We start from the raw sequence: 17,759 nt of genomic DNA, 5'->3' as shown, positions 1-17,759 counted from the left end.
CCACGAGGCGACTAAGGGGTGCATCGTGACGACGACACAGCGCACACCAGAGACCGAGGCCCCGAAGCCGGCGGCCGGCCAGGGCGCTGGCGCCGCCGGGGCGAGTGGTCCGGCACAGGTCAGCGAGGCGCAAGCCAGAGCAGTCGCGGAGTCCGCGCGGGAAACCACCTGGCGGCGACCGAGCTTCGGCAAGGAACTGTTCAGCGGTCGGCTCCGGCTCGACCTGCTCCACCCGTGGCCGACCGAGGACCCGGCCGCCGCCGAGCGGTATGAGACCTTCGCCGGCCGACTACACGAATTCCTCACCACCCAGGTGGATGGCGCCCAGATCGAGCGGGATGCCCAGATTCCTGATCAGGTGTTCCAAGGGCTCGCCGAGCTCGGCGCCTTCGGGATGAAGATCGACGAGAAGTACGGCGGCGTGGGTTTGAGTCACCTGCACTACGCCCGCGCGCTCACCCTGGTGGGGTCGGCGAACCCGGCGGTCGGGGCGCTGCTGAGCGCCCACCAGTCGATCGGGGTGCCGCAGCCGCTAAAACTGTTCGGCACCGACGAGCAGCGGCAGACCTTCCTACCCCGGCTGGCCGCGGGGGAGGTGTCAGCGTTCCTGCTCACCGAGCCGGACGTCGGCTCCGACCCGGCGCGGCTCTCCACCACCGCCCAGCCTCTGCCCGACGGCTCCGGCTATCTGCTAAACGGGGTGAAGCTGTGGGCCACCAACGGCACCGTGGCGACCCTGCTGGTGGTGATGGCGCAGGTGCCGCCCGGTGAGGGTAACCGGGGCGGTATCTCCGCGTTCGTGGTCGAGGGCGATGCGGCGGGCATCACGGTGGAGCGGCGCAACGCCTTCATGGGCCTGCGCGGCCTGGAAAACAGCGTCACCCGGTTCCACGATGTCTTCGTCCCGAAAGAAAACCTGATCGGTGGGGAGGGGCAGGGCCTACGGATCGCCCTGACCACCCTCAACACCGGCCGGCTCTCGCTACCGGCGCACTGTGTGGGCGCCGGCAAGTACAGCCTGGCGGTGGCCCGGCAGTGGGCGCAAGAACGGGTGCAGTGGGGACGGCCGGTGGCCGAGCACGAGGCGATCGGCAAGAAGCTCGCCTTCATCGCGGCCAGCACCTACGGCATGTCGGCGATGCTCGACCTGAGCTGCCTACTCGCCGACGATGACCACAACGACATCCGGATCGAAGCGGCCCTGGTCAAGCTCTACTCCTCCGAGCTGGCCTGGCAGGTCGGCGACGAACTGGTGCAGGTACGCGGTGGGCGGGGCTACGAGACCGCAGATTCGCTGGCTGCCCGCGGCGAACGGCCGATCGCGACCGAGCAGCTGCTGCGGGATCTGCGGATCAACCGCATCTTTGAAGGTTCCACCGAGATCATGCATCTGTTGATCGCCCGGGAGGCGGTCGACGTGCACCTCTCGGTCGCCGGGGACCTGATCGATCCCAAGGCCGGGCTGGGGCGGAAGGCCCGGGCAGCCGGACGGGCAGCGCTGTTCTACGCCCGTTGGCTGCCGGGGCTGCTGGTGGGCCGGGGGCAGCTCCCCGGCGGGTACGCCGAGTTCGGTCCGCTCGCCCGGCATCTGCGCTGGGCGGAGCGCCGCAGCCGGCGGCTGGCCCGGGCCACCTTCCGGGGGATGGCGCGCTGGCAGGGCCGGCTGGAGCGCAAGCAGGCGTTCCTGGCCCGGCTGGTGGAGATCGGTGCCGAGCTGTATGCGGTCACCGCCGCCTGTGTCCGGGCCCGCGCCGAGCGGGAGACCCGACCGGAGTCGACGGCGCTGGCGGACACGTTCTGCTGGCAGGCGCGCCGCCGCACCGATGCCCACTTCGCCGCGCTGTGGCGCAACACCGACGCGTCCGACCGGGAGCTGGCCCGGGCGGTCACCGAAGGCCGGTTCGAGTTCCTGGAGGCCGGCATCCTTCCGCCAGCCGGGGATGGCGCCTGGGTGGCGGGCTGGGAACCCGGCGAGGCGGTGGTCGACGATCTTCGCCGCCGGCCGTTGCCCGCGGCGGCTGACCGAGCCAGCGACTGAGGGGGCACGGCTTACCCGACCGGGCAGCCCATCCGACCCGGCCAGCCAGTCGGACTGGCCGGGTCGGGCCCGGTGTCCAGTCGTCATCCAGCAGTTGTCCAATGCGAGTCGGCAATCTCGTACGTGTCCCAGACACCCAGAAGGGAGCACGTGGATGCCGACTCTCACCATCGAACAGGTCGACGAGATCATCGACGGCTGGCGCAACGGCGAGGAGCAGGACGGGCTGGAGAACCCCGCCGGCCCGCTCTTCAGCAGCAGCGGGTACGCGGAATCGGAGATTACGCTCACGGGCACCGGCTACCCGGGCCTGAGCTGCGGTACCGGCTGCAGCGGGTCCTACGACCCGGCCACCGGCATGCACTACTTCTGCTGCTGAGCCGATGACTGCTGGGATCTCCGAGGTCGACGCCTCGGTCACCATGGACGACGCTGACACCCCGGAGAGCCCGTCCCGGCGGACCGCGGACATCGACCGGATGCTCGACGCAGTGGTGGGGCCGGCGCGCTCCCGCCTCGCCGTTGAGCTCCGGTCGGTGCCCGGCCTGTCAACGGCCGACGGCGAGTCGCTGCTCGCCAGCGCCACGCTCTCGCTGCGGGACGTCGGCTGGCGGCGGGTCAGCCGGGTGCTGCTGCTGGAGCTGCACGCGGCGCGGCTGGCGGGCCGGCTCACCGCGGCCGATGAAGCGGGCCGCTGGGCCGAGTGGGTCGAGACTGTGCACCGGCCCGATTTCTGGGAGACGCTCACCGAGCACTATCCACCGTTGCTGACCCGGCTGCGTACCGTCATCGACCATCGTCGGGCGGCCGCCCTGCGGCTGGCTCGTCGGTTCGCCCGGGACCGGGCGATGCTGTCGGCGCTGGCCGGGCACGAACTCGGCGCCCTGCAGGGGATCCGGTTCGGCGCCGGCGACAGCCACTGCGGCGGCGAGACGGTCGCGGCGCTGCACTGTGAGTCCGGGAAGATGCTCTACAAACCACGGTCGCTGGCGGTGGACGCAGTGCTGGGTCGGGTGTTGCCGGCGCTGCTGCCGGCGTCGGCCGCACCGCACCCGATCCGGGTGCCGCGGGTGCTTGAACGGTCCGACCGTGACGGCACCTACGGTTGGTGCGACTATGTGGCCCACCGCTACTGCGCCGACCAGGGCGAGTTGGCGACCTTCTACCGCAACCTCGGCCACTGGCTGGCGGTGATGCGGTTGCTCGGCGGCAGCGATCTGCACGCGGAGAACGTCATCGCGGCCGGCCCGGTGCCGGTGGTGGTGGACTGCGAGACGCTGTTTACGCCGCACTTCCCGACCCGGCCCAGCGGGTACGGCGCCGCCACCGACCTCGCCGCTGACCTGCTCAACGACTCCGTGATGCGCACCGGGCTGCTGCCGGGGCGCGGCGGTGGGCTGGGGTTCCGGGGCATCGACCCGTCGGCCGCCGGAGCCCTGCCTGGCCAGCAGGCGACGGTCTCGGTGCCGGTGATCGTGGACGAAGGCACCGACCGGGCCCGAGTCGGCAGCGCCGACCTGCCGCCCCCGCCGACCGTCAACCATCCCAGCCCGGAGCCGGAGCTGGGCCGGCACTGGCCGCAGGTGGTGGCGGGCTTCGCCGAGCTCACCGAACACCTGCACAGGTTGGATCAGCGAGGAGAGCTGGCCCCCCGGCTGGCCGAGTTCGCCGACTGCCCCACCCGGGTGGTGCTGCGGGACACTATCGTCTACTCCGAACTGGGCCGGATGCTGTGGCACCCCAGTTCGTTGCATCGGCCGGACCGCGCCGCCGAGCGCGCCGCCGATCTGCTGGCCCGGCACGCCGACCGCCGGCCGGGTGCGCCGAGCGACCGGGCGGTGATCGAGGCGGAGGTGGCAGCGCTGCAGGAGGGCGACGTCCCGATCTTCACCACGACGCCCGGCCGCGGCGAGCTGACCGGCCCCGGGGGCACTCGGTGCGGCGAGCCGCTCGACCTGGTCGACGACGCCGTACGGCGGTGGCGTGCGCTGGATCCGGCGACCGATCAGCGGGTGGTCCAGGCGGCGCTGGTCGGCGCGTACCTGAACGATGGTTGGCTGCCGCCGCCGCAGCGGCTGCCGGTTACCGGCCCACGCCTTGACGACCTTGACCGCCAGCGCCGCGAGCAGGCCGCCGCGATCATGAGAGATCTGGTGGCGTACGCGATCACCGGTCCGGATGAGACCGCCACCTGGGTGGCGCCGGTGCTCAACGCCACTGGCTGGTCGGTGCAGCCGCTGCCGGCTGACCTCTACGGCGGCGTCGCCGGGGTAGCGGTGCTGCTCGCCGCCTACCAGCGCGAGGTGGCGGCGGGGCGCGCCGAGGAGGTCGCCGGGGCGGCGGAGCTGCTGCCGGCGACGTTGGCGACGCTGCGGGCGGCGGAGGCTGCCCACGCTGCCGACCTCGCGGATGCGCGGGAGCGCGGTGTGGCGGTGCGGCCGGAGGCTTGTGGTGGATACATCGGACTAGGTTCGCGGATCTGGAGCTGGCTGCTGCTGTGGCAACTAGGGGCGGTGCCGGGCGACCAGGCACTGGCGCACGCCACCGCGCTGGCGGCCGAGTTGCCGGCCGCCGTGGCGGCCGACGAGTCGCACGATCTGCTCCTCGGCGCGGCCGGCTCGATCGTGCCGCTACTGCGGTTGGCGGAGGCGAGCGGTGAAGCGCGGTGGCAGGAGACGGCGGTGCAGATCGGCCACCGGTTGGCGGCGCACGCCGAACCTGCCAACGAGGGCCACGGTGGTCTCCGCTGGCTGACGCCGCTCTTCCCGGCGGGCGTGGGCGGGCTCTCCCACGGCAGCACCGGCATCGGTTGGGCGTTGGCCCGGTTGGCGGTGGCTACCGCGGAACCCTCCTTCGCCGGCCTAGCGGAGGAAGCGTTCGACTTTGAATCGTCCCTCTACGACCCGGCGCTGGGTGGCTGGCGGGATCTGCGTTCTCCAGAGCCGACCACCGCCGCAGCGTGGTGCCACGGCGCGGTCGGGATCGGCATCGCCGCCGCCGACCTGCGTCACCGCGCCCAGCCGGAGCGCTGGCGCGAGGTGCTCGCCCAGGCAGCGGCGGTCGCCTGGCCGGGCGGAGTCGGCTGGAACCACACCCTGTGTCACGGCGACTTCGGCGCCTGGGAGCTGTTTGAACACGCGTGGGCGGCGAAGGTGGGGTCGACATTGCCGGCCCGGGAGGAGGTGCTGGCTGCGCTGCTGGGCAGTCTGGCCGAGCACGGCGCCGTCAGCGGGTTGGCGAGAGACGTCTTCGCTCCGGGCCTGTTGCCGGGCCAGGGCGGTATCGTCTACCAGCTGCTGCGGATGCATCCCGAGGCAGAGCTACCCTCGGTGTCGCTGCCCGACCCTGGTCCGCCACCCGCGGGCCCGCTTCCCTCCAGACAGGACGATCCCGCTACGATCCCGGGCAGCGGCAGCACCGGCTGAGACCGCGGGCACTCTGGAGGATCACGATGGAGATCAGCACCACCGCGGTAACTGCACTGGCGCAGCGGATGCGCGGCGACGTGGTGCTGCCGGACGCACCGGAGTTCCCTCGGCTGCGGAAGCCGTTCGCGTGCGGGTTGGGTGAGGTGACACCGCAGGCGGTGGTCCGCTGCGCGGGCGTCGCCGATGTCGCCGAAGCGGTAGCCTTCGCCCGCGCCCAACGGTTGCCGTTCGCGCTGCGCAGTGGTGGTCACAGCTTCGCCGACCTCAGCACCAGCGACGGGCTCGTGATCGACCTGGCGGGGCTGCGGTCGATCGAGGTCGGCCCGGAGACCGTGACGGTCGGGCCCGGGGTACGGCTCGGGGAGCTGGCCGATCGACTCGCCGAGGTGGGCCGGGTGGTGGCGGTCGGCTGGAACCCGACGGTCGCGGTCGGCGGTGCGGTGCTCGGGGGCGGCTACGGCATGCTCGGCCGCTACTTCGGCCTCGGGTGCGACCAGCTGCTCGCAGCCCAGGTGGTGCTCGCCGACGGCCGACAGGTCACCGTGGACGAACACCGTGAGCCGGAGCTGTTCTGGGCGTTACGCGGTGCCGGTTGGGCCGGGTTCGGCGCAGTCACCTCGTTGACGCTCCGCACCCACCCGGCCCCTCGGGTGAGCACCTTCGTCCACTGCTGGCCGTGGGAGCAGGCGGCGGCGGTGATCGACGCGTGGCAGCACTGGGCGCCGGTCGCACCCGAGGAGGTCAACGGCGAGCTGGTGCTGCAGTCGGCGACCCCGACCGGCAGCGGCCCGCGGCTGGTGCTCTTCGGAGCGGTGGTGGGAGGCGCGAACGACGCCCGGCCGCTCGTGGAGGAGTTCCTAGCGGAGGTGGATCTCTCGGCCGAGCTGGGGGAGCTGGCCGAGCTGTCCCCGGTGGTGGCGGCCCGGCGCCACACCTACGCCGGGATGCCGGTGTCGACTGTCGCCCAGCCGGGTCCGCCGGCCGGGCAACGCCCCTGGCTGCGGGCGGTGAAGTCAGACTTCTTCGACGCGCCGATGCCGGCCGAGGTGATCGACGCGCTGCTGGCGGCGTTCGACCCGGAGCCGCCCGCGGGGCAGTACCGGGAGGTGGAGCTGGTGCCGTGGGGCGGCGCCTACGCCCGGGTGGCGCCAGCGGAGACCGCGTTCGTCCACCGCCGGGCTCAGTTCCTGATCGGACACCACGGCACCGCGCTGCCGCACCTCGACGACGTCGCCCGCAAAGCGGCGACCGATTGGGTCCAGCAGTCATGGCGGGCGGTACGGCCGGCGGCGAGCGGGGCGGTCTACCCGAACTACCCCGATGCCGAGCTGCCGGAGTGGGCGTCGGCGTACTTCGGTGTAAACCTGCCGCGGCTCCGGCAGGTCAAGGCCCGGTACGACCCAGCGGAGGTCTTCCGGTTCGGACAGTCGTTGGCGCCGGCTTGAGCTCCGGGGGCACAGCGCGCGACCAGGGGCGCTGGTCACGGAGGAGTTCACCGAAGGCGCCGGTGAGCTCCGGGCCGGGGTCGAGTCCGAGTTCGTCATGCAGTCGGCGGCGGCAGCTCTGAAACACCCGAACCGCCTCACTGCGTTGGCCAGCGGCGTGGTAGAGCCGGATCAGCTGGGCGTGGAGCGGTTCGTCGAAGGGCCGTCCGGTGGCGGCTTGGGCGACCACCGGCACCGCTTCCCCGGGGGCGCCGGTGACCAGGCTGGCCTGGGCGTACCAGCGCACCACCGCGCCGTACTCCTCGACGACCGCGCGTACCCGATGGTGCTGGGCGAGCGCCGGCAGGTCGGCGCCGGGCGGGCCGTGCCACTGCCGCAGCGCGTCGGCGAGCAGTGTGGTGACGCGACGGTGGTCGCCGATGCGGTGTAGCTCCCGGGCGCGGCCGAGCAACCCTCGGAAGCGCCACAGGTCGACCGCCTCGGGCTCCGCCCGCAGCGCGTAACCACCGTGGCGGGCCGGGAGCAGAGTGCTGGCGCTGCGTGGGGGTCGCTCGGGCTCCAGGATCCGGCGGAGCCGTTTCAGATATGTCTGGACGACGTTGACGGCGCTGCGCGGCGGCTGGGAATCCCACAGCGCTTCGACGATCTCGCGGGTGGTGATCGGCTGGCCGCCGACCACGGCCAGTAGCGCCAGGACGCTGCGTTGCTGCGGCGGTCCAAGGGGGAGTTCCTGGTCGTCACGCCAGGCCTGAACCGGCCCGAGCACGGTGATGCCGACGGTGGGCATGATCCTCCTGTCGGGGTTGGACGCAGCTCGGAGCGTCGTGCCGGAACAGTCAACTAGTTGACTAACTCCGTCAACAGAACTCGCTACGAGTGGTCACAGGAGTGTGTGAATCGGGCGATTGTCGCGTGTCGACTAATCTACGCAGCAGGTGGCTCCGCCCATTGATAAATTCTCCGCACCGAAACCGGGAGTTGCGGCTGAAATAGCAACGCCGCCAGCAATGACCGGCGCGATCGCCAAGCTGAGGGTGAGCAGAGCGGCGGCGGTCAGGGACGAGAATTTCATCATTGTCTCCCCTTGCATAGATCGGCGTGGGTATTCTAGTGTAGATTGTAGAGCGGGGGATTACTATGAGTCAACCGAGTCAACATGAGTTTGCTAGCCGGCTTCGAGGTTGGCGGCGGGCGCGTGGTCTGACCCAGCGGGAGCTGGCCGGCGACGCGCTGTCGGTCAGCTACGTCTCGCTGCTCGAAGCGGGCCGCCGCACCCCCACCCCGGAGACGGTGCGCAGCCTCGCCGCAGCGCTTGGCTGCGCCCCGGAAGAGCTGTGGGCCGGGGCTGCCGGTGAGGTTGCCCGGCCGGCCGCGCTCACCCTCAAGTTTGGCCAGCTCGCGCTGGAGGCCGGCAAGGTCGCCGAGGCGCACGCGCTGTTCGAGAGCGTCCTCGCCGCGGCCGAAGTGGAGCCCCTGGTGCAGGTCGAGGCCCGGACGGGGATCGCCCAGGCGCTGGCGGCCCAGGGTCGGCTACGCGAAGCCGCCACCGCCTATGAGGCGTTGGTGCAGGAGGCGATCCGGTCGCCCCGTTACCTCTCGTCGTTGAGCGTGGTCATCCGATGGTGCCGGTGCCTGTATGAGCTGGGGGAGCTCTCCCGGGTGGTGGAGGTGGGCACCGGGGCGATGCGTGAACTCGACCGGCTCGACGCCTGGCAGTCGGAGACGGCGATCCGGTTGCTGGCGACGGTCGCCGCCGCCCACTTCGAACTCGGGGAGGTCACCCAGGCCGAGCGGCTGCTCCGGGAAGGCCTGCGCCGCGCCGAAGAGCTCCAATCACCACCGGCGCGGGCGACGGTGCTCTGGAACGCAAGCCACTTGGCCAGTGAGGACGGACGGCATCGGGAAGCGTTGGAGCTGGCCGAGGAGGCGCTCACCTACTTTCGGCGCAGCGGCCAGCAGCGGCAGGTCGGCCGGCTGCTCAGCCAGTACGGGCTGCTGCTACTGCGACAGGAACCGCCCCGGGTGGACGAAGCCCAACAGCTGCTGGAAGAAGGCCTGCACCTGCTCCATCAGGTGGGCCACGGCTACGACCGGGGTTACCTGCTCACCGAACTGGCCCGCGCCCACCTGCTGAAGGGCGAGCCGCAGGCCGCCTCGGAGCTGGCCGATCGGGCGTTGGCCGAGTTGGGCCCGGAGGCTGCCCTGGAGCGCGCCCGCGCCGATACGGTGCTCGCCGCCGCGCTGGCCGCCGCTGGCGAGTGGGAGCGAGCGGTGACCGGCTTCGACCGGGCCGCCGGGGCGCTCCGGCAACTGGGCGCCTCCCGGCAGGCCGCCCGGGCCTGGGTCGAGCTCGGAAACCTGCTGGACCAGGCCGGTGACAGCGCCCGCGCGGTGCGCGCGTTCCGGGAGGCGGCCGCCGCGGTGAATCTGGTGCCCACCGCGGGCTCCGCCGAGCCGCTCAGCTCCCGACCTGGCTGACCAGCTCCGCGGGGCTCTCCGCCGGTCCAACGCGCCTGACCATCATGCGTCCCCGCAGGTCAGGTGGTGCCGCAGGAGCGCTTGCCTGACCGCGCCGCCGAAGCTTGAGCAGTTGTTGCGGCGGGAACAGCAATATTTGCACATACTTCGTGGCAGAGTTCGGTGTGGACTAGTCACAGTGCTCGGCTTGGTGGGTTGGGTGGCGCCTGGTTTGCCAGTATGAACCTGGTTTGTCGCCTTAGTGGATCACCACTCAACCCACCAAGGCAGCTCGCCGGGCTAGCTCAGGTGGGCTAGCTCAGGAGGGCTAGGTCACGCGGCGACCCGCAGGCGGCGCCGGGCGCCTTCCTACCGTGGCGCCCTCGCCGCTGCTCCGTCTGTGCCGGCAGCTCTCGTAGGCTCTGGGCGCAGCGGCTTTGGCGCAGCGGCTTGGCGCGGGTCCTCGGCAGCTACGCTCAAGGTCATCAAGCGGCGATCAGGAAGGGGCCCCTCCCTGTCGCCGGCTGTCACACCGTCGGCCGCTTGGTCGGTTGAGTGGTGATCCACTACGGCGACAAACCAGGTTCATATTGGCAAACCAGGCGCCACTCGACCCACCAAGTCGGGTGAGACGATCTGCCCGCCGATCTTGCAGCCCGACCGCCCGGCCGATGGCGTTACGTACGCAGAGCAAACACTCCCGCAGCACCACCCTAGGCTGCGGCGGGGAAGATGATCACGTCTCGCCAGGTGTGCGCCACGAAAACGACGGCGCCACGAAAACGACGGCGCCGCCGCTAGCCGGCGCAGGCCGGGCAGGTGCCGAAGATCTCCAGTGTGTGGCTCACCTCGGTGAACCCGTTGCTCGCCGCGACCTTGCTCGCCCAGGTCTCGACCGCGGGCCCTTCGACCTCGACGGTACGGCCGCAGGCGCGGCACACCAGATGGTGGTGATGGCCCTCGCTGCACCGGCGGTAGAGGTGCTCACCGCCGGGCGGGCGCATGACGTCCACCTCGCCGCCGTCAGCCAACCCCTGCAGGGTGCGGTAGACGGTGGTCAGGCCTACCCGCTCGCCCCGTTCTCGCAGCATCGCGTGCAGCTCCTGAGCGGAGTGGAAACCCTCGACCTCGTTGAGCAGAGTGCTGACCGCAGCGCGCTGGCGGGTGTGGCGTACGCCTGGGGTGTCGGTGGTCGCCGTCATGGCGCCCTAACCTCCCTTGCCATCTCGACAGTGGGGACCTCGCCGGGACGTTGCTCACCAGCGTGGCTGATGGCGTCGGCGACGATGTGGGCGATGTGCTCGTCGACCAGTGTGTACGCGATCTCCCGCCCGCGGCGGGCGCCTTTGACCACCCCGGCCCCCCGGAGCACCCGCAGGTGTTGGCTCACCAACGGCTGCGCCACCCCGAGTGCGTCGACCAGCTCGTGCACACAGCGTTGGCCGTCGGCCAACTCGGTGACGATGGCGATTCGGATCGGTGCGGCGAGCGCACGCAGAAGTTCACCGGCCGCCTCGTACGCTTCGTTTCCGCCCACGTCCTAACCGTAGCCTCTAGCGGGCCAACGTTACCTCGGGCGGCGGCACTACCGGCTCACCGGGTCGCCGGTCGCGCCCCCGGCGGAGCCACCGCCACCCGGCCGTGACCACGGTGACGACCGCGAACCCGGCGATCGCCAGCAGCACGATGGTGGCGCCGGGCGCGGTGTCGTAGACCCCGGCGAACCAGATGCCGGCCGCCGCGGCGGCCACTCCGATCGCCATCGCCAACAGCTGGGTGGCCCGGAAACCGCGGGCGACCAGCTGCGCGGTCGCCACCGGGACCACCATCAGGGCGCTGACCAGCAGCAGCCCGACCGCCCGCATCGCCACCGTGATCGTCACCGCGGTGGTCACCGCCAGCAGCAGGTTCAGTGCCCGCACCGGCAACCCGCTGACCCGGGCGTGCTCCTCGTCGTGGCAGATCGCGAACAGCCACGGCCGCAGCCCCAGCGTCACCAGCAGCACCGCGCCGCCGAGTATCGCCATAATCCGCAGGTCGGCAGGGGAGGTGGTGAGCGGTGAACCGAACAGGTACGCCATCAGGTTGGCGTTGGTGTGGCTGGCCGAGAGGTTGACCAGGAACACACCGCCGGCGATGCCGCCGTAGAACAGGACCGCTAGCGCCACATCGCCGGAGGTCTTTCCGCGCTCGCGGACCAGCTCGATGGCGATCGCGCCGGCGGCGGCCACCACCATGGCGGTGATCACCGGGGACTGCGCCAACAGCAGCCCGACCGCGACACCGGTCAACGCGACGTGGCCGATCCCGTCGCCGATCAATGCCAGCCGGCGCTGCACCAGGTAGGTGCCGAGCGCCGGCGCGACCAGCCCGGTGATCAGCGCGCCGATCAGGGCGTACTGCATGAACGGCAGCGAGAAGATGCTCACCGGGGCAGCTCCTGGATGAGCGAGGGCTGCCACCCGACCGGGGAGGGCGCCGGCGGCTCGTCGTGGTGGCCCGTGCCGGGGTCCGAGGCGGTGGTCGAGTCGGTAGCGACGGCCGCCCCGGCGGTGTCCTGCACCACCCGACCCTCGTGCAACACCACGGTCCGGGTGATCAGCGGCGCTAGTGGGCCCAGCTCGTGGGCGACCAGCACCACCGTCCCGCCGGCGTCGACGAAGTGCCGCAGCGCGCCGGCGAAGGCGACCTGGCTGGCCGCGTCCACGCCGGCGGTCGGTTCGTCGAGCACCAGCAGCTCTGGTTCGCAGGCCAGGGCCCGGGCGATCAGGGCGCGCTGCTGCTGGCCGCCGGAGAGCGTGCCCACCGGCTCCCGCCGCTTCTCGGTCAGCCCGACCACGGCGATCGCGTGCGTCACCGCCGCCCGGTCGGCCGACCAGCGCGGCCACGGCAGCCGGCGGCGCGGCAGCCGGCCCGCGCTGACCAACTCGGTGACGGTGGCCGGCACGCCGCTGCCGGCCCCGGCGCGCTGCGGCACGTAGCCGAGCCGGTAGCGCTGCCGGAACCGCCCCAGCGGGGTGTCGAAGAGCCGGGCTGAGCCGGCGGTCAGGGGCAGCAGGCCCAGCGCCGCCTTGATCAGGGTGGACTTGCCGGAGCCGTTGGCGCCCAGGATCGCCACCACCTCACCGGCGTTGACCCGCAGGGAGACGCCCGGCAGCACGGGGCGGCCGTGGTAGCCGACCACCCCGTGCGCGAGTTCCAGGACCGGGGTGCTCACGTGCAGTCCAGTGCTCCCCGGAGTGTGTCGAGGTTGGCGCGCATAAGGGAAAAGTAATCCTCCTCGCTGCCGGGCGCGAGCCCTTCGATCGGGTCCAGCACCGCGGTCTCGGCACCGACCTCGGTGGCGATCACCTCCGCTACCGCCGGGCTCACCAGCACCTCGAAGAAGATGGTGGTGGCACCGTGCGCCTCCGCCTCCCGGATGACCTCCGCGAGCCGTTGCGGGCTGGGCTCGTCCTCGGGAGAGAGCCCGCTGATGGCGATCTGCCGGAGATCATACCGGTCCGACAGGTAGCCGAAGGCGGCGTGGCTGACCACGATCTCACGCCGTTCGCACTGGGCCAACCCGTCGGCGTACTCCTGGTCGAGCGTGTCCAGCTCCTCCCGCAGCGCTGCGGCGTTGGCGGCGTACTCGTCGGCGTAGTCGGCGTCGAGTGCGCCCAGCTCCACGGCGAGTTCGTCGGCGATGGTGGCTAGCCGGTCCGGGTCCTGCCACACGTGCGGGTCCTGGTCGCCGTGGTCATGTCCGTGGTCGTCGTCGCCGTGCTCGTCGTCCTCCTCGTGCCCGTCTTCGTCGTCCTCGTGGCCGTGGTCGTCGTCGTGCCCGTGGTCGTCGTCATCGTGGTCATGATCATCATCATGGTCGTGATCATGGTCATGATCGTGGTCGTCTTCGCGGGCATCCTCGTCATCGTGGCTGTGTCCGTGGTCGTGGTCGTGGCCGTCCGGATTGTCCAGCAGCGGCACCACCTCGGCGACGTCGAAGCCGCGGTCGTCGGCGTGCTCGGCCACCGCAGCGTCGACCGCCGGCTGGAAGTCGGTGAGGAAGACCACCAGGTCGGACTGGCTGATCTCGGCGACCTGGGACGGTGTCAGCTCCAGGTCGTGCGCCTCGACGCCGGGCGGAGCCAGCCCGGTCACCGAGACCCGTTCGCCGCCGACCCGGTCAGCGACGAACTCCAGTGGGTAGAAGGCCGCCACCACGTCCACCGCAGCTTCGTCACTGCCTTCCTCGGCGTCGGCGGCACAGGCGGTCGCGGCGCCCAGCAGTAGCCCGGTGCTGGCGTAGGCCAGGGATCGTCTCAGCATGAGGACCACCCTGCCGGTTAACGACAATCATTGCCAACTCTGCATGGGTCGGCCCGGGCTGCCGGGTCAGGTGGTGAGCTTGAGCAGCGCTACCAGCAGCAGTAGCGCGATCACCGCCAGTCGGATCCCCCGGGCCGCCGGGGTCAGCACCGGCCAGGTCCGGCTCAGCAACCAGCCCAGCGCGCCGACCAGCACCAGCACCAGCAGCGCCCCCCACAGGTCGGGGAGGAAGAGGATCCCGAGAAAGATCGCCAGCGCGCCGAAGACCACTAGCGTCGGATTGGCTCGATTGAGCCGGGCCAGAAGGTCGGAGGTCGCCGGCCGGTCGTCGTCAGGGTTCGGTGTCATTCTGCTTCACTCGCCACGGTTCGTTAGGCTCGTTCCAGACTGGGGTCGACACATCCCGGCAGTCGCAGTAGGGAGGCTCGCGGTGCTCGCGCTCAACCGGTTTGTGGTACCGCCTGAGCGTACCGCCGAGTTCACCGCCCAAGCGCAGCAGGCGCTGGCGGTCTTCGCCGCTCGCCCCGGCTACCAGGGCGGCGAACTCACGCGGGCGCTCGACGATCCAGCTCATTGGTGCCTGCTCACCCGGTGGGCCTCGGTCGGGGCATACCGGCGGGCGCTCGGTCACTTCGACGTCAAGATGTACGCGACCCCGCTGCTCGCCAGCGCCGAGCCGGACCCGGCCGGGTTTGAAGTGCTCGCCGAGGCCGCCCCCGAGGGCCCGGTGACCCGCTACGACAGTGATCGGGCCGAGCATGACCACGCCGCCTGACCGGCCTGGTCCGCCGCCTGGGCCTGGCGTTCAGCCACCGTTCGTCGCCGCTCCGATCGAGGGTCGACGATTGCGGATCGGCGTTGGTCTGGGCGTGGCGGGGGCGCTGGTCGCGGCGTGCTGCGGGGTCGGGGCGGTCGCCGGCGGTGGGCTGCTGGTGCTAGGTCAGCAGGTGATCAACGAGCAGGCGCAGCGGCCGGTGGGCGAGTTCGTCGGTGCGCTCGCCGACCAGGATTGGGAGACCGCCTACGACCAGCGGTGTGCGGCCGACCGCAACACGGAGCCGCTGAGCCAGTTCAGCAGCCGGATGCAGGCCCTGCCGGCCATCGACGACTACCAGGTCGGTGACCTGGAGATTGAGCCCGGCGACGACGTCTTCGGCACCGGTGACATGCGGGTGCCGGTCGACGTGGCGTACGTCGACGGGACTGATACGGTGCTCGACATCCCGGTGGAGCAGAACGTGGAGACCGGGGAGTTCGAAGTGTGCGGCACCTTCACGCCGGAGTAGGGCAGCCCTCAGGTCACGACGCGGACGCCCGCGCCGGAAAACCAGGCTGCGACCGCCCCGGCGCCGGCCGTACGCTGGACGTACCAAACCTTGAGGGGCTGACTTCAAGGTGCCCAATCTTGACGCCGCGCCGGCAGCCAGCCGGCCGCCTGTGACTGAAGGAGCCAGTGTGGCTGCAGATCGGATCGACGCCGTCGTCGGCCTCGCCAAGCGGCGGGGCTTCGTGTACCCCTCCAGCGAGATTTACGGGGGGAGTCGATCCGCCTGGGACTACGGTCCGCTCGGCGTGGAGCTGAAGGAAAACGTCCGCCGGCAGTGGTGGAGCACGATGGTCCAGCAGCGCGATGATGTGGTCGGCCTGGACTCCGCCGTGGTGCTGAACCGGGACGTGTGGGTCGCCTCCGGCCATGTCGACGCCTTCGTCGATCCGCTCACCGAGTGCCAGTCGTGCCACCGGCGGTTCCGCTCCGACCAGCTGGAGGAGGCGTTCGAGGCCAAGCACGGCCGCGCCCCGGCCGGCCTGTCGGAGATCAACTGCCCGCACTGCGGCAACAAGGGCCAGTTCACCGAACCGCGGATGTTCAACGGCCTGCTCAAGACCTATCTGGGTCCGATCGAGGACGAGGACGGCCTGCACTACCTGCGGCCGGAGACCGCCCAGGGCATCTTCATCAACTTTCTGAACGTGATGACCTCGTCGCGGCGCAAACCCCCGTTCGGCATCGCCCAGGTGGGCAAGTCGTTCCGGAATGAGATCACCCCGGGCAACTTCATCTTCCGGACCCGCGAGTTCGAACAGATGGAGATGGAGTTCTTCGTCGAACCCGGCACCGACGAAGAGTGGCTGGAGTATTGGCTGCAGCAGCGCTGGGACTGGTACGTCGACCTCGGCCTCTCCCCGGATAATCTGCGCCGCTTCGAGCACCCGCCGGAGAAGCTCTCCCACTACTCGAAGCGGACCGTCGACATCGAGTACCGGTTCCAACTCGGCGGCACCGAGTTCGCCGAGCTGGAGGGGGTGGCCAACCGGACCGACTTCGATCTGACCACCCACGCCAAGCACTCCGGAGTGGACCTGTCCTACTTCGACCAGACCAAGCAGGAGCGCTGGGTGCCGTACGTGATCGAGCCGGCGGCCGGTCTCACCCGGTCGGTGCTCGCCTTCATGCTGGAGGCCTACGACGTCGACGAGGCGCCGAACACCAAGGGCGGAGTAGACAAGCGGACGGTGATGCGGTTCGACAAGCGGATCGCGCCGATCAAGGCGGCGGTGCTGCCGCTCTCCCGCAACACCGACCTGTCGCCCAAGGCCCGCGACCTCGCCGCCCAGCTGCGTAAGCGGTGGTCGGTCGACTTCGACGATTCGCAGGCGATCGGTCGGCGCTACCGGCGCCAGGACGAGATCGGTACGCCGTTCTGCATCACCGTCGACTTCGACACCCTCACCGACGACGCGGTGACGGTCCGGGAACGCGACACCATGTCGCAGGAGCGGGTCTCCCTCGACGCGGTCGAGCGGTACCTGCTCGAACGACTGCCGTAGGCGGGCGCCGTGCGGGAGGGCCTGATCGCGCTCGACGCGCGGGAACGGATGGTGCCGACCGATCGGGACGGGTTGGCGCAGGAGGTGGCCCGGCTGCTCGCCAGCGAGCCGACGGTCTCCACCCTGCGACAGGCCGGTATCGGGCTGGTCGTGCTCGGCGAGTTCGACCGGGCCGAGCAGGTGCTCACTGACGCGTTGACGAGGGCCGAGGCGGCCGAGGCGGCCGGTGAGCCGTGGCCGCGGATCGCGGTGCGGATCAACCTGGGCGACGCCTACCGGTATCGCGGGGCGTTGGCGCCGGCCGAGGCGCAGTATCAGGACGCGGTACGGCTGGCCCGCGCGCACCGGCCGGACCGGGTGGACTTCGCGCTGCAACACCTCGGCAAGTGCCGGCTCGACCAGCGGCGGTTCAACGCGGCCGCGCAGTGTCTGCGGGAGGCGTTGGCGCTGCGGCAGCAGCGGGGGGATCCCGAGCTGGTCGCCTCCAGCGAGCGCACGATGGGGTTGTTGCCGGCCGAGCCGGCCGTCGACGGGTACGTGATCTGCGGGACGCCCCGGACCGGCAGCACTCTGCTGTGCAGCCTGCTGCGGTCGACCGGGGTGGCGGGTCGACCCGAGTCGTACTTCCGGCGGCCGGACGCCGAGTCGTTGGCGCGGCGCTGGGAGCTGCCGCGCGGTGACGACGGCGGGTGGCGGTTTCCGGACTTCCTCGCGGCGGCGATCGCCGCCGGGTCGACTCCGAACGGCATCTTCGGGGTACGGATCATGTGGGGAACCCTGGACGAACTGGTCGCCCAGCTGCGGGCGGCCGCCCCGGTGGCCGGGGCGGCCGATGTAGAGCTGTTGCGGCAGGCCTTCGGCCGGCTGCGCTTCGTCTACGTCGAGCGCGCGGACACGGTGGCGCAGGCGGTGTCGTGGGCGCGGGCCGAACAGACGAAGCGCTGGCAGGTAGGTGACGCCCCGTCGCAGGAGCCGCCCCGTTACGACCGGTCGCGGATCGCCCAGCTGGTCGAGACGATCGAGCAGCAGCGGGCGGCGTGGCGGCGCTGGTTCGCCGAGCAACACGTCGAGCCGTACGAGGTGAGCTACGAGGAGTTGGCGGCCGACCCGACCGGGGTGACCGAGGGGGTGCTGGACTCGCTGGAGTTGGTGCTGCCACCGGGGGCAGCGATCCGCTCACGGGTGCCCCGGCAGGCCGACGAACTCAACGCTGACTGGATCGCCCGGTTTCGGGCCGTGGCGTAGCGAACGGGT

16 protein-coding genes are annotated in these 17,759 nt (G+C 71.1%); 9 read left to right on the top strand and 7 right to left on the bottom strand.

All coding sequences use genetic code 11. The features are described 5' to 3' along the window. The first annotated feature begins 25 nt into the window (after positions 1-25). The 4 genes from JQS43_RS16365 (at position 26) to JQS43_RS16350 (ending at position 6,911) form a co-directional block, all read left to right on the top strand. Positions 26-2,038: an acyl-CoA dehydrogenase family protein gene (locus JQS43_RS16365; RefSeq protein WP_239675264.1), complete on the top strand. Its 2,013-nt coding sequence runs from the start codon at positions 26-28 to the stop codon at positions 2,036-2,038. Positions 2,039-2,192: 154 nt separating this feature from the next. Continuing rightward, a complete protein-coding gene (locus tag JQS43_RS16360; protein WP_239675263.1) occupies positions 2,193-2,417 on the top strand; it encodes a DUF6229 family protein in 225 nt (74 codons plus the stop codon). Between the two features lie 4 nt (positions 2,418-2,421). Beyond that, positions 2,422-5,463, top strand: a complete 3,042-nt coding sequence (locus JQS43_RS16355) for a type 2 lanthipeptide synthetase LanM family protein (protein ID WP_338037121.1) — start codon at positions 2,422-2,424, stop codon at positions 5,461-5,463. Positions 5,464-5,489: 26 nt separating this feature from the next. Further along, positions 5,490-6,911 carry an FAD-binding oxidoreductase gene (locus tag JQS43_RS16350; RefSeq protein WP_239675262.1) on the top strand — a complete coding sequence of 474 codons (1,422 nt, stop codon included), beginning with the start codon at positions 5,490-5,492 and terminating at the stop codon, positions 6,909-6,911. Here JQS43_RS16350 and JQS43_RS16345 read toward each other — a convergent pair. Further along, positions 6,850-7,698 (bottom strand): AfsR/SARP family transcriptional regulator, encoded by an 849-nt coding sequence (locus tag JQS43_RS16345; RefSeq protein WP_239675261.1) that lies wholly within the window; start codon positions 7,696-7,698, stop codon positions 6,850-6,852. The genes JQS43_RS16350 and JQS43_RS16345 overlap by 62 nt on opposite strands. 350 nt (positions 7,699-8,048) lie before the next feature. On the opposite strand from JQS43_RS16345, the gene JQS43_RS16340 reads away from it, so the two are divergent. Further along, a complete protein-coding gene (locus tag JQS43_RS16340; protein WP_239675260.1) occupies positions 8,049-9,389 on the top strand; it encodes a helix-turn-helix domain-containing protein in 1,341 nt (446 codons plus the stop codon). 776 nt (positions 9,390-10,165) lie between these two features. On the opposite strand, the gene JQS43_RS16335 is transcribed toward JQS43_RS16340, so the two are convergent. The 6 genes from JQS43_RS16335 to JQS43_RS16310 all read right to left on the bottom strand — a co-directional run bounded on the left by JQS43_RS16335 (position 10,166) and on the right by JQS43_RS16310 (position 14,024). After that, the gene (locus JQS43_RS16335; RefSeq protein WP_239675259.1) at positions 10,166-10,570 is read right to left on the bottom strand and encodes a Fur family transcriptional regulator; all 405 of its coding nucleotides are present in this window, start codon (positions 10,568-10,570) and stop codon (positions 10,166-10,168) included. Next, complete coding sequence (locus JQS43_RS16330; protein ID WP_239675258.1) at positions 10,567-10,905, bottom strand: ArsR/SmtB family transcription factor; 339 nt, start codon at positions 10,903-10,905, stop codon at positions 10,567-10,569. Before JQS43_RS16330 ends, JQS43_RS16335 begins: the two co-directional genes overlap by 4 nt. A gap of 16 nt (positions 10,906-10,921) precedes the next feature. Then, positions 10,922-11,797: a metal ABC transporter permease gene (locus JQS43_RS16325; protein ID WP_239675257.1), complete on the bottom strand. Its 876-nt coding sequence runs from the start codon at positions 11,795-11,797 to the stop codon at positions 10,922-10,924. Beyond that, positions 11,794-12,585, bottom strand: a complete 792-nt coding sequence (locus JQS43_RS16320) for a metal ABC transporter ATP-binding protein (RefSeq protein ID WP_239675256.1) — start codon at positions 12,583-12,585, stop codon at positions 11,794-11,796. The genes JQS43_RS16325 and JQS43_RS16320 overlap by 4 nt, the downstream gene beginning before the upstream one ends. Continuing rightward, on the bottom strand, positions 12,582-13,676 hold the full coding sequence (locus tag JQS43_RS16315; protein WP_239675255.1) for a metal ABC transporter substrate-binding protein: 1,095 nt from the start codon (positions 13,674-13,676) through the stop codon (positions 12,582-12,584). The genes JQS43_RS16320 and JQS43_RS16315 overlap by 4 nt, the downstream gene beginning before the upstream one ends. Before the next feature lie 66 nt (positions 13,677-13,742). Beyond that, positions 13,743-14,024, bottom strand: a complete 282-nt coding sequence (locus tag JQS43_RS16310; RefSeq protein WP_239675254.1) for a hypothetical protein — start codon at positions 14,022-14,024, stop codon at positions 13,743-13,745. Between the two features lie 82 nt (positions 14,025-14,106). On the opposite strand from JQS43_RS16310, the gene JQS43_RS16305 reads away from it, so the two are divergent. The 4 genes from JQS43_RS16305 to JQS43_RS16290 all read left to right on the top strand — a co-directional run bounded on the left by JQS43_RS16305 (position 14,107) and on the right by JQS43_RS16290 (position 17,750). Then, on the top strand, positions 14,107-14,451 hold the full coding sequence (locus JQS43_RS16305) for an antibiotic biosynthesis monooxygenase family protein (protein ID WP_239675253.1): 345 nt from the start codon (positions 14,107-14,109) through the stop codon (positions 14,449-14,451). After that, positions 14,435-14,962, top strand: a complete 528-nt coding sequence (locus tag JQS43_RS16300) for a hypothetical protein (RefSeq protein WP_239675252.1) — start codon at positions 14,435-14,437, stop codon at positions 14,960-14,962. The genes JQS43_RS16305 and JQS43_RS16300 overlap by 17 nt, the downstream gene beginning before the upstream one ends. A gap of 169 nt (positions 14,963-15,131) precedes the next feature. Then, positions 15,132-16,505: a glycine--tRNA ligase gene (locus JQS43_RS16295; RefSeq protein ID WP_239675251.1), complete on the top strand. Its 1,374-nt coding sequence runs from the start codon at positions 15,132-15,134 to the stop codon at positions 16,503-16,505. Between the two features lie 9 nt (positions 16,506-16,514). Continuing rightward, a complete protein-coding gene (locus tag JQS43_RS16290) occupies positions 16,515-17,750 on the top strand; it encodes a Stf0 family sulfotransferase (protein ID WP_239675250.1) in 1,236 nt (411 codons plus the stop codon). The last annotated feature ends 9 nt before the right edge of the window (positions 17,751-17,759 follow it).

The organism is Natronosporangium hydrolyticum (assembly GCF_016925615.1).
In the GTDB taxonomy this organism is placed as follows: domain Bacteria; phylum Actinomycetota; class Actinomycetes; order Mycobacteriales; family Micromonosporaceae; genus Natronosporangium; species Natronosporangium hydrolyticum.
Note: the sequence above shows the minus strand (reverse complement) of the source record. Positions and strands in the feature narration are given on the sequence as shown.

Excerpts from the sequence above, each read along its gene's own strand:
- JQS43_RS16360 (WP_239675263.1), top strand. The coding sequence starts at position 2,193 with ATGCCGACTCTCACCATCGAACAGGTCGACGAGATCATCGACGGCTGG.
- JQS43_RS16355 (WP_338037121.1), top strand. The coding sequence starts at position 2,422 with ATGACTGCTGGGATCTCCGAGGTCGACGCCTCGGTCACCATGGACGAC.
- JQS43_RS16350 (WP_239675262.1), top strand. The coding sequence starts at position 5,490 with ATGGAGATCAGCACCACCGCGGTAACTGCACTGGCGCAGCGGATGCGC.
- JQS43_RS16345 (WP_239675261.1), bottom strand. The coding sequence starts at position 7,698 with ATGCCCACCGTCGGCATCACCGTGCTCGGGCCGGTTCAGGCCTGGCGT.
- JQS43_RS16340 (WP_239675260.1), top strand. The coding sequence starts at position 8,049 with ATGAGTCAACCGAGTCAACATGAGTTTGCTAGCCGGCTTCGAGGTTGG.
- JQS43_RS16335 (WP_239675259.1), bottom strand. The coding sequence starts at position 10,570 with ATGACGGCGACCACCGACACCCCAGGCGTACGCCACACCCGCCAGCGC.
- JQS43_RS16315 (WP_239675255.1), bottom strand. The coding sequence starts at position 13,676 with ATGCTGAGACGATCCCTGGCCTACGCCAGCACCGGGCTACTGCTGGGC.
- JQS43_RS16310 (WP_239675254.1), bottom strand. The coding sequence starts at position 14,024 with ATGACACCGAACCCTGACGACGACCGGCCGGCGACCTCCGACCTTCTG.
- JQS43_RS16300 (WP_239675252.1), top strand. The coding sequence starts at position 14,435 with ATGACCACGCCGCCTGACCGGCCTGGTCCGCCGCCTGGGCCTGGCGTT.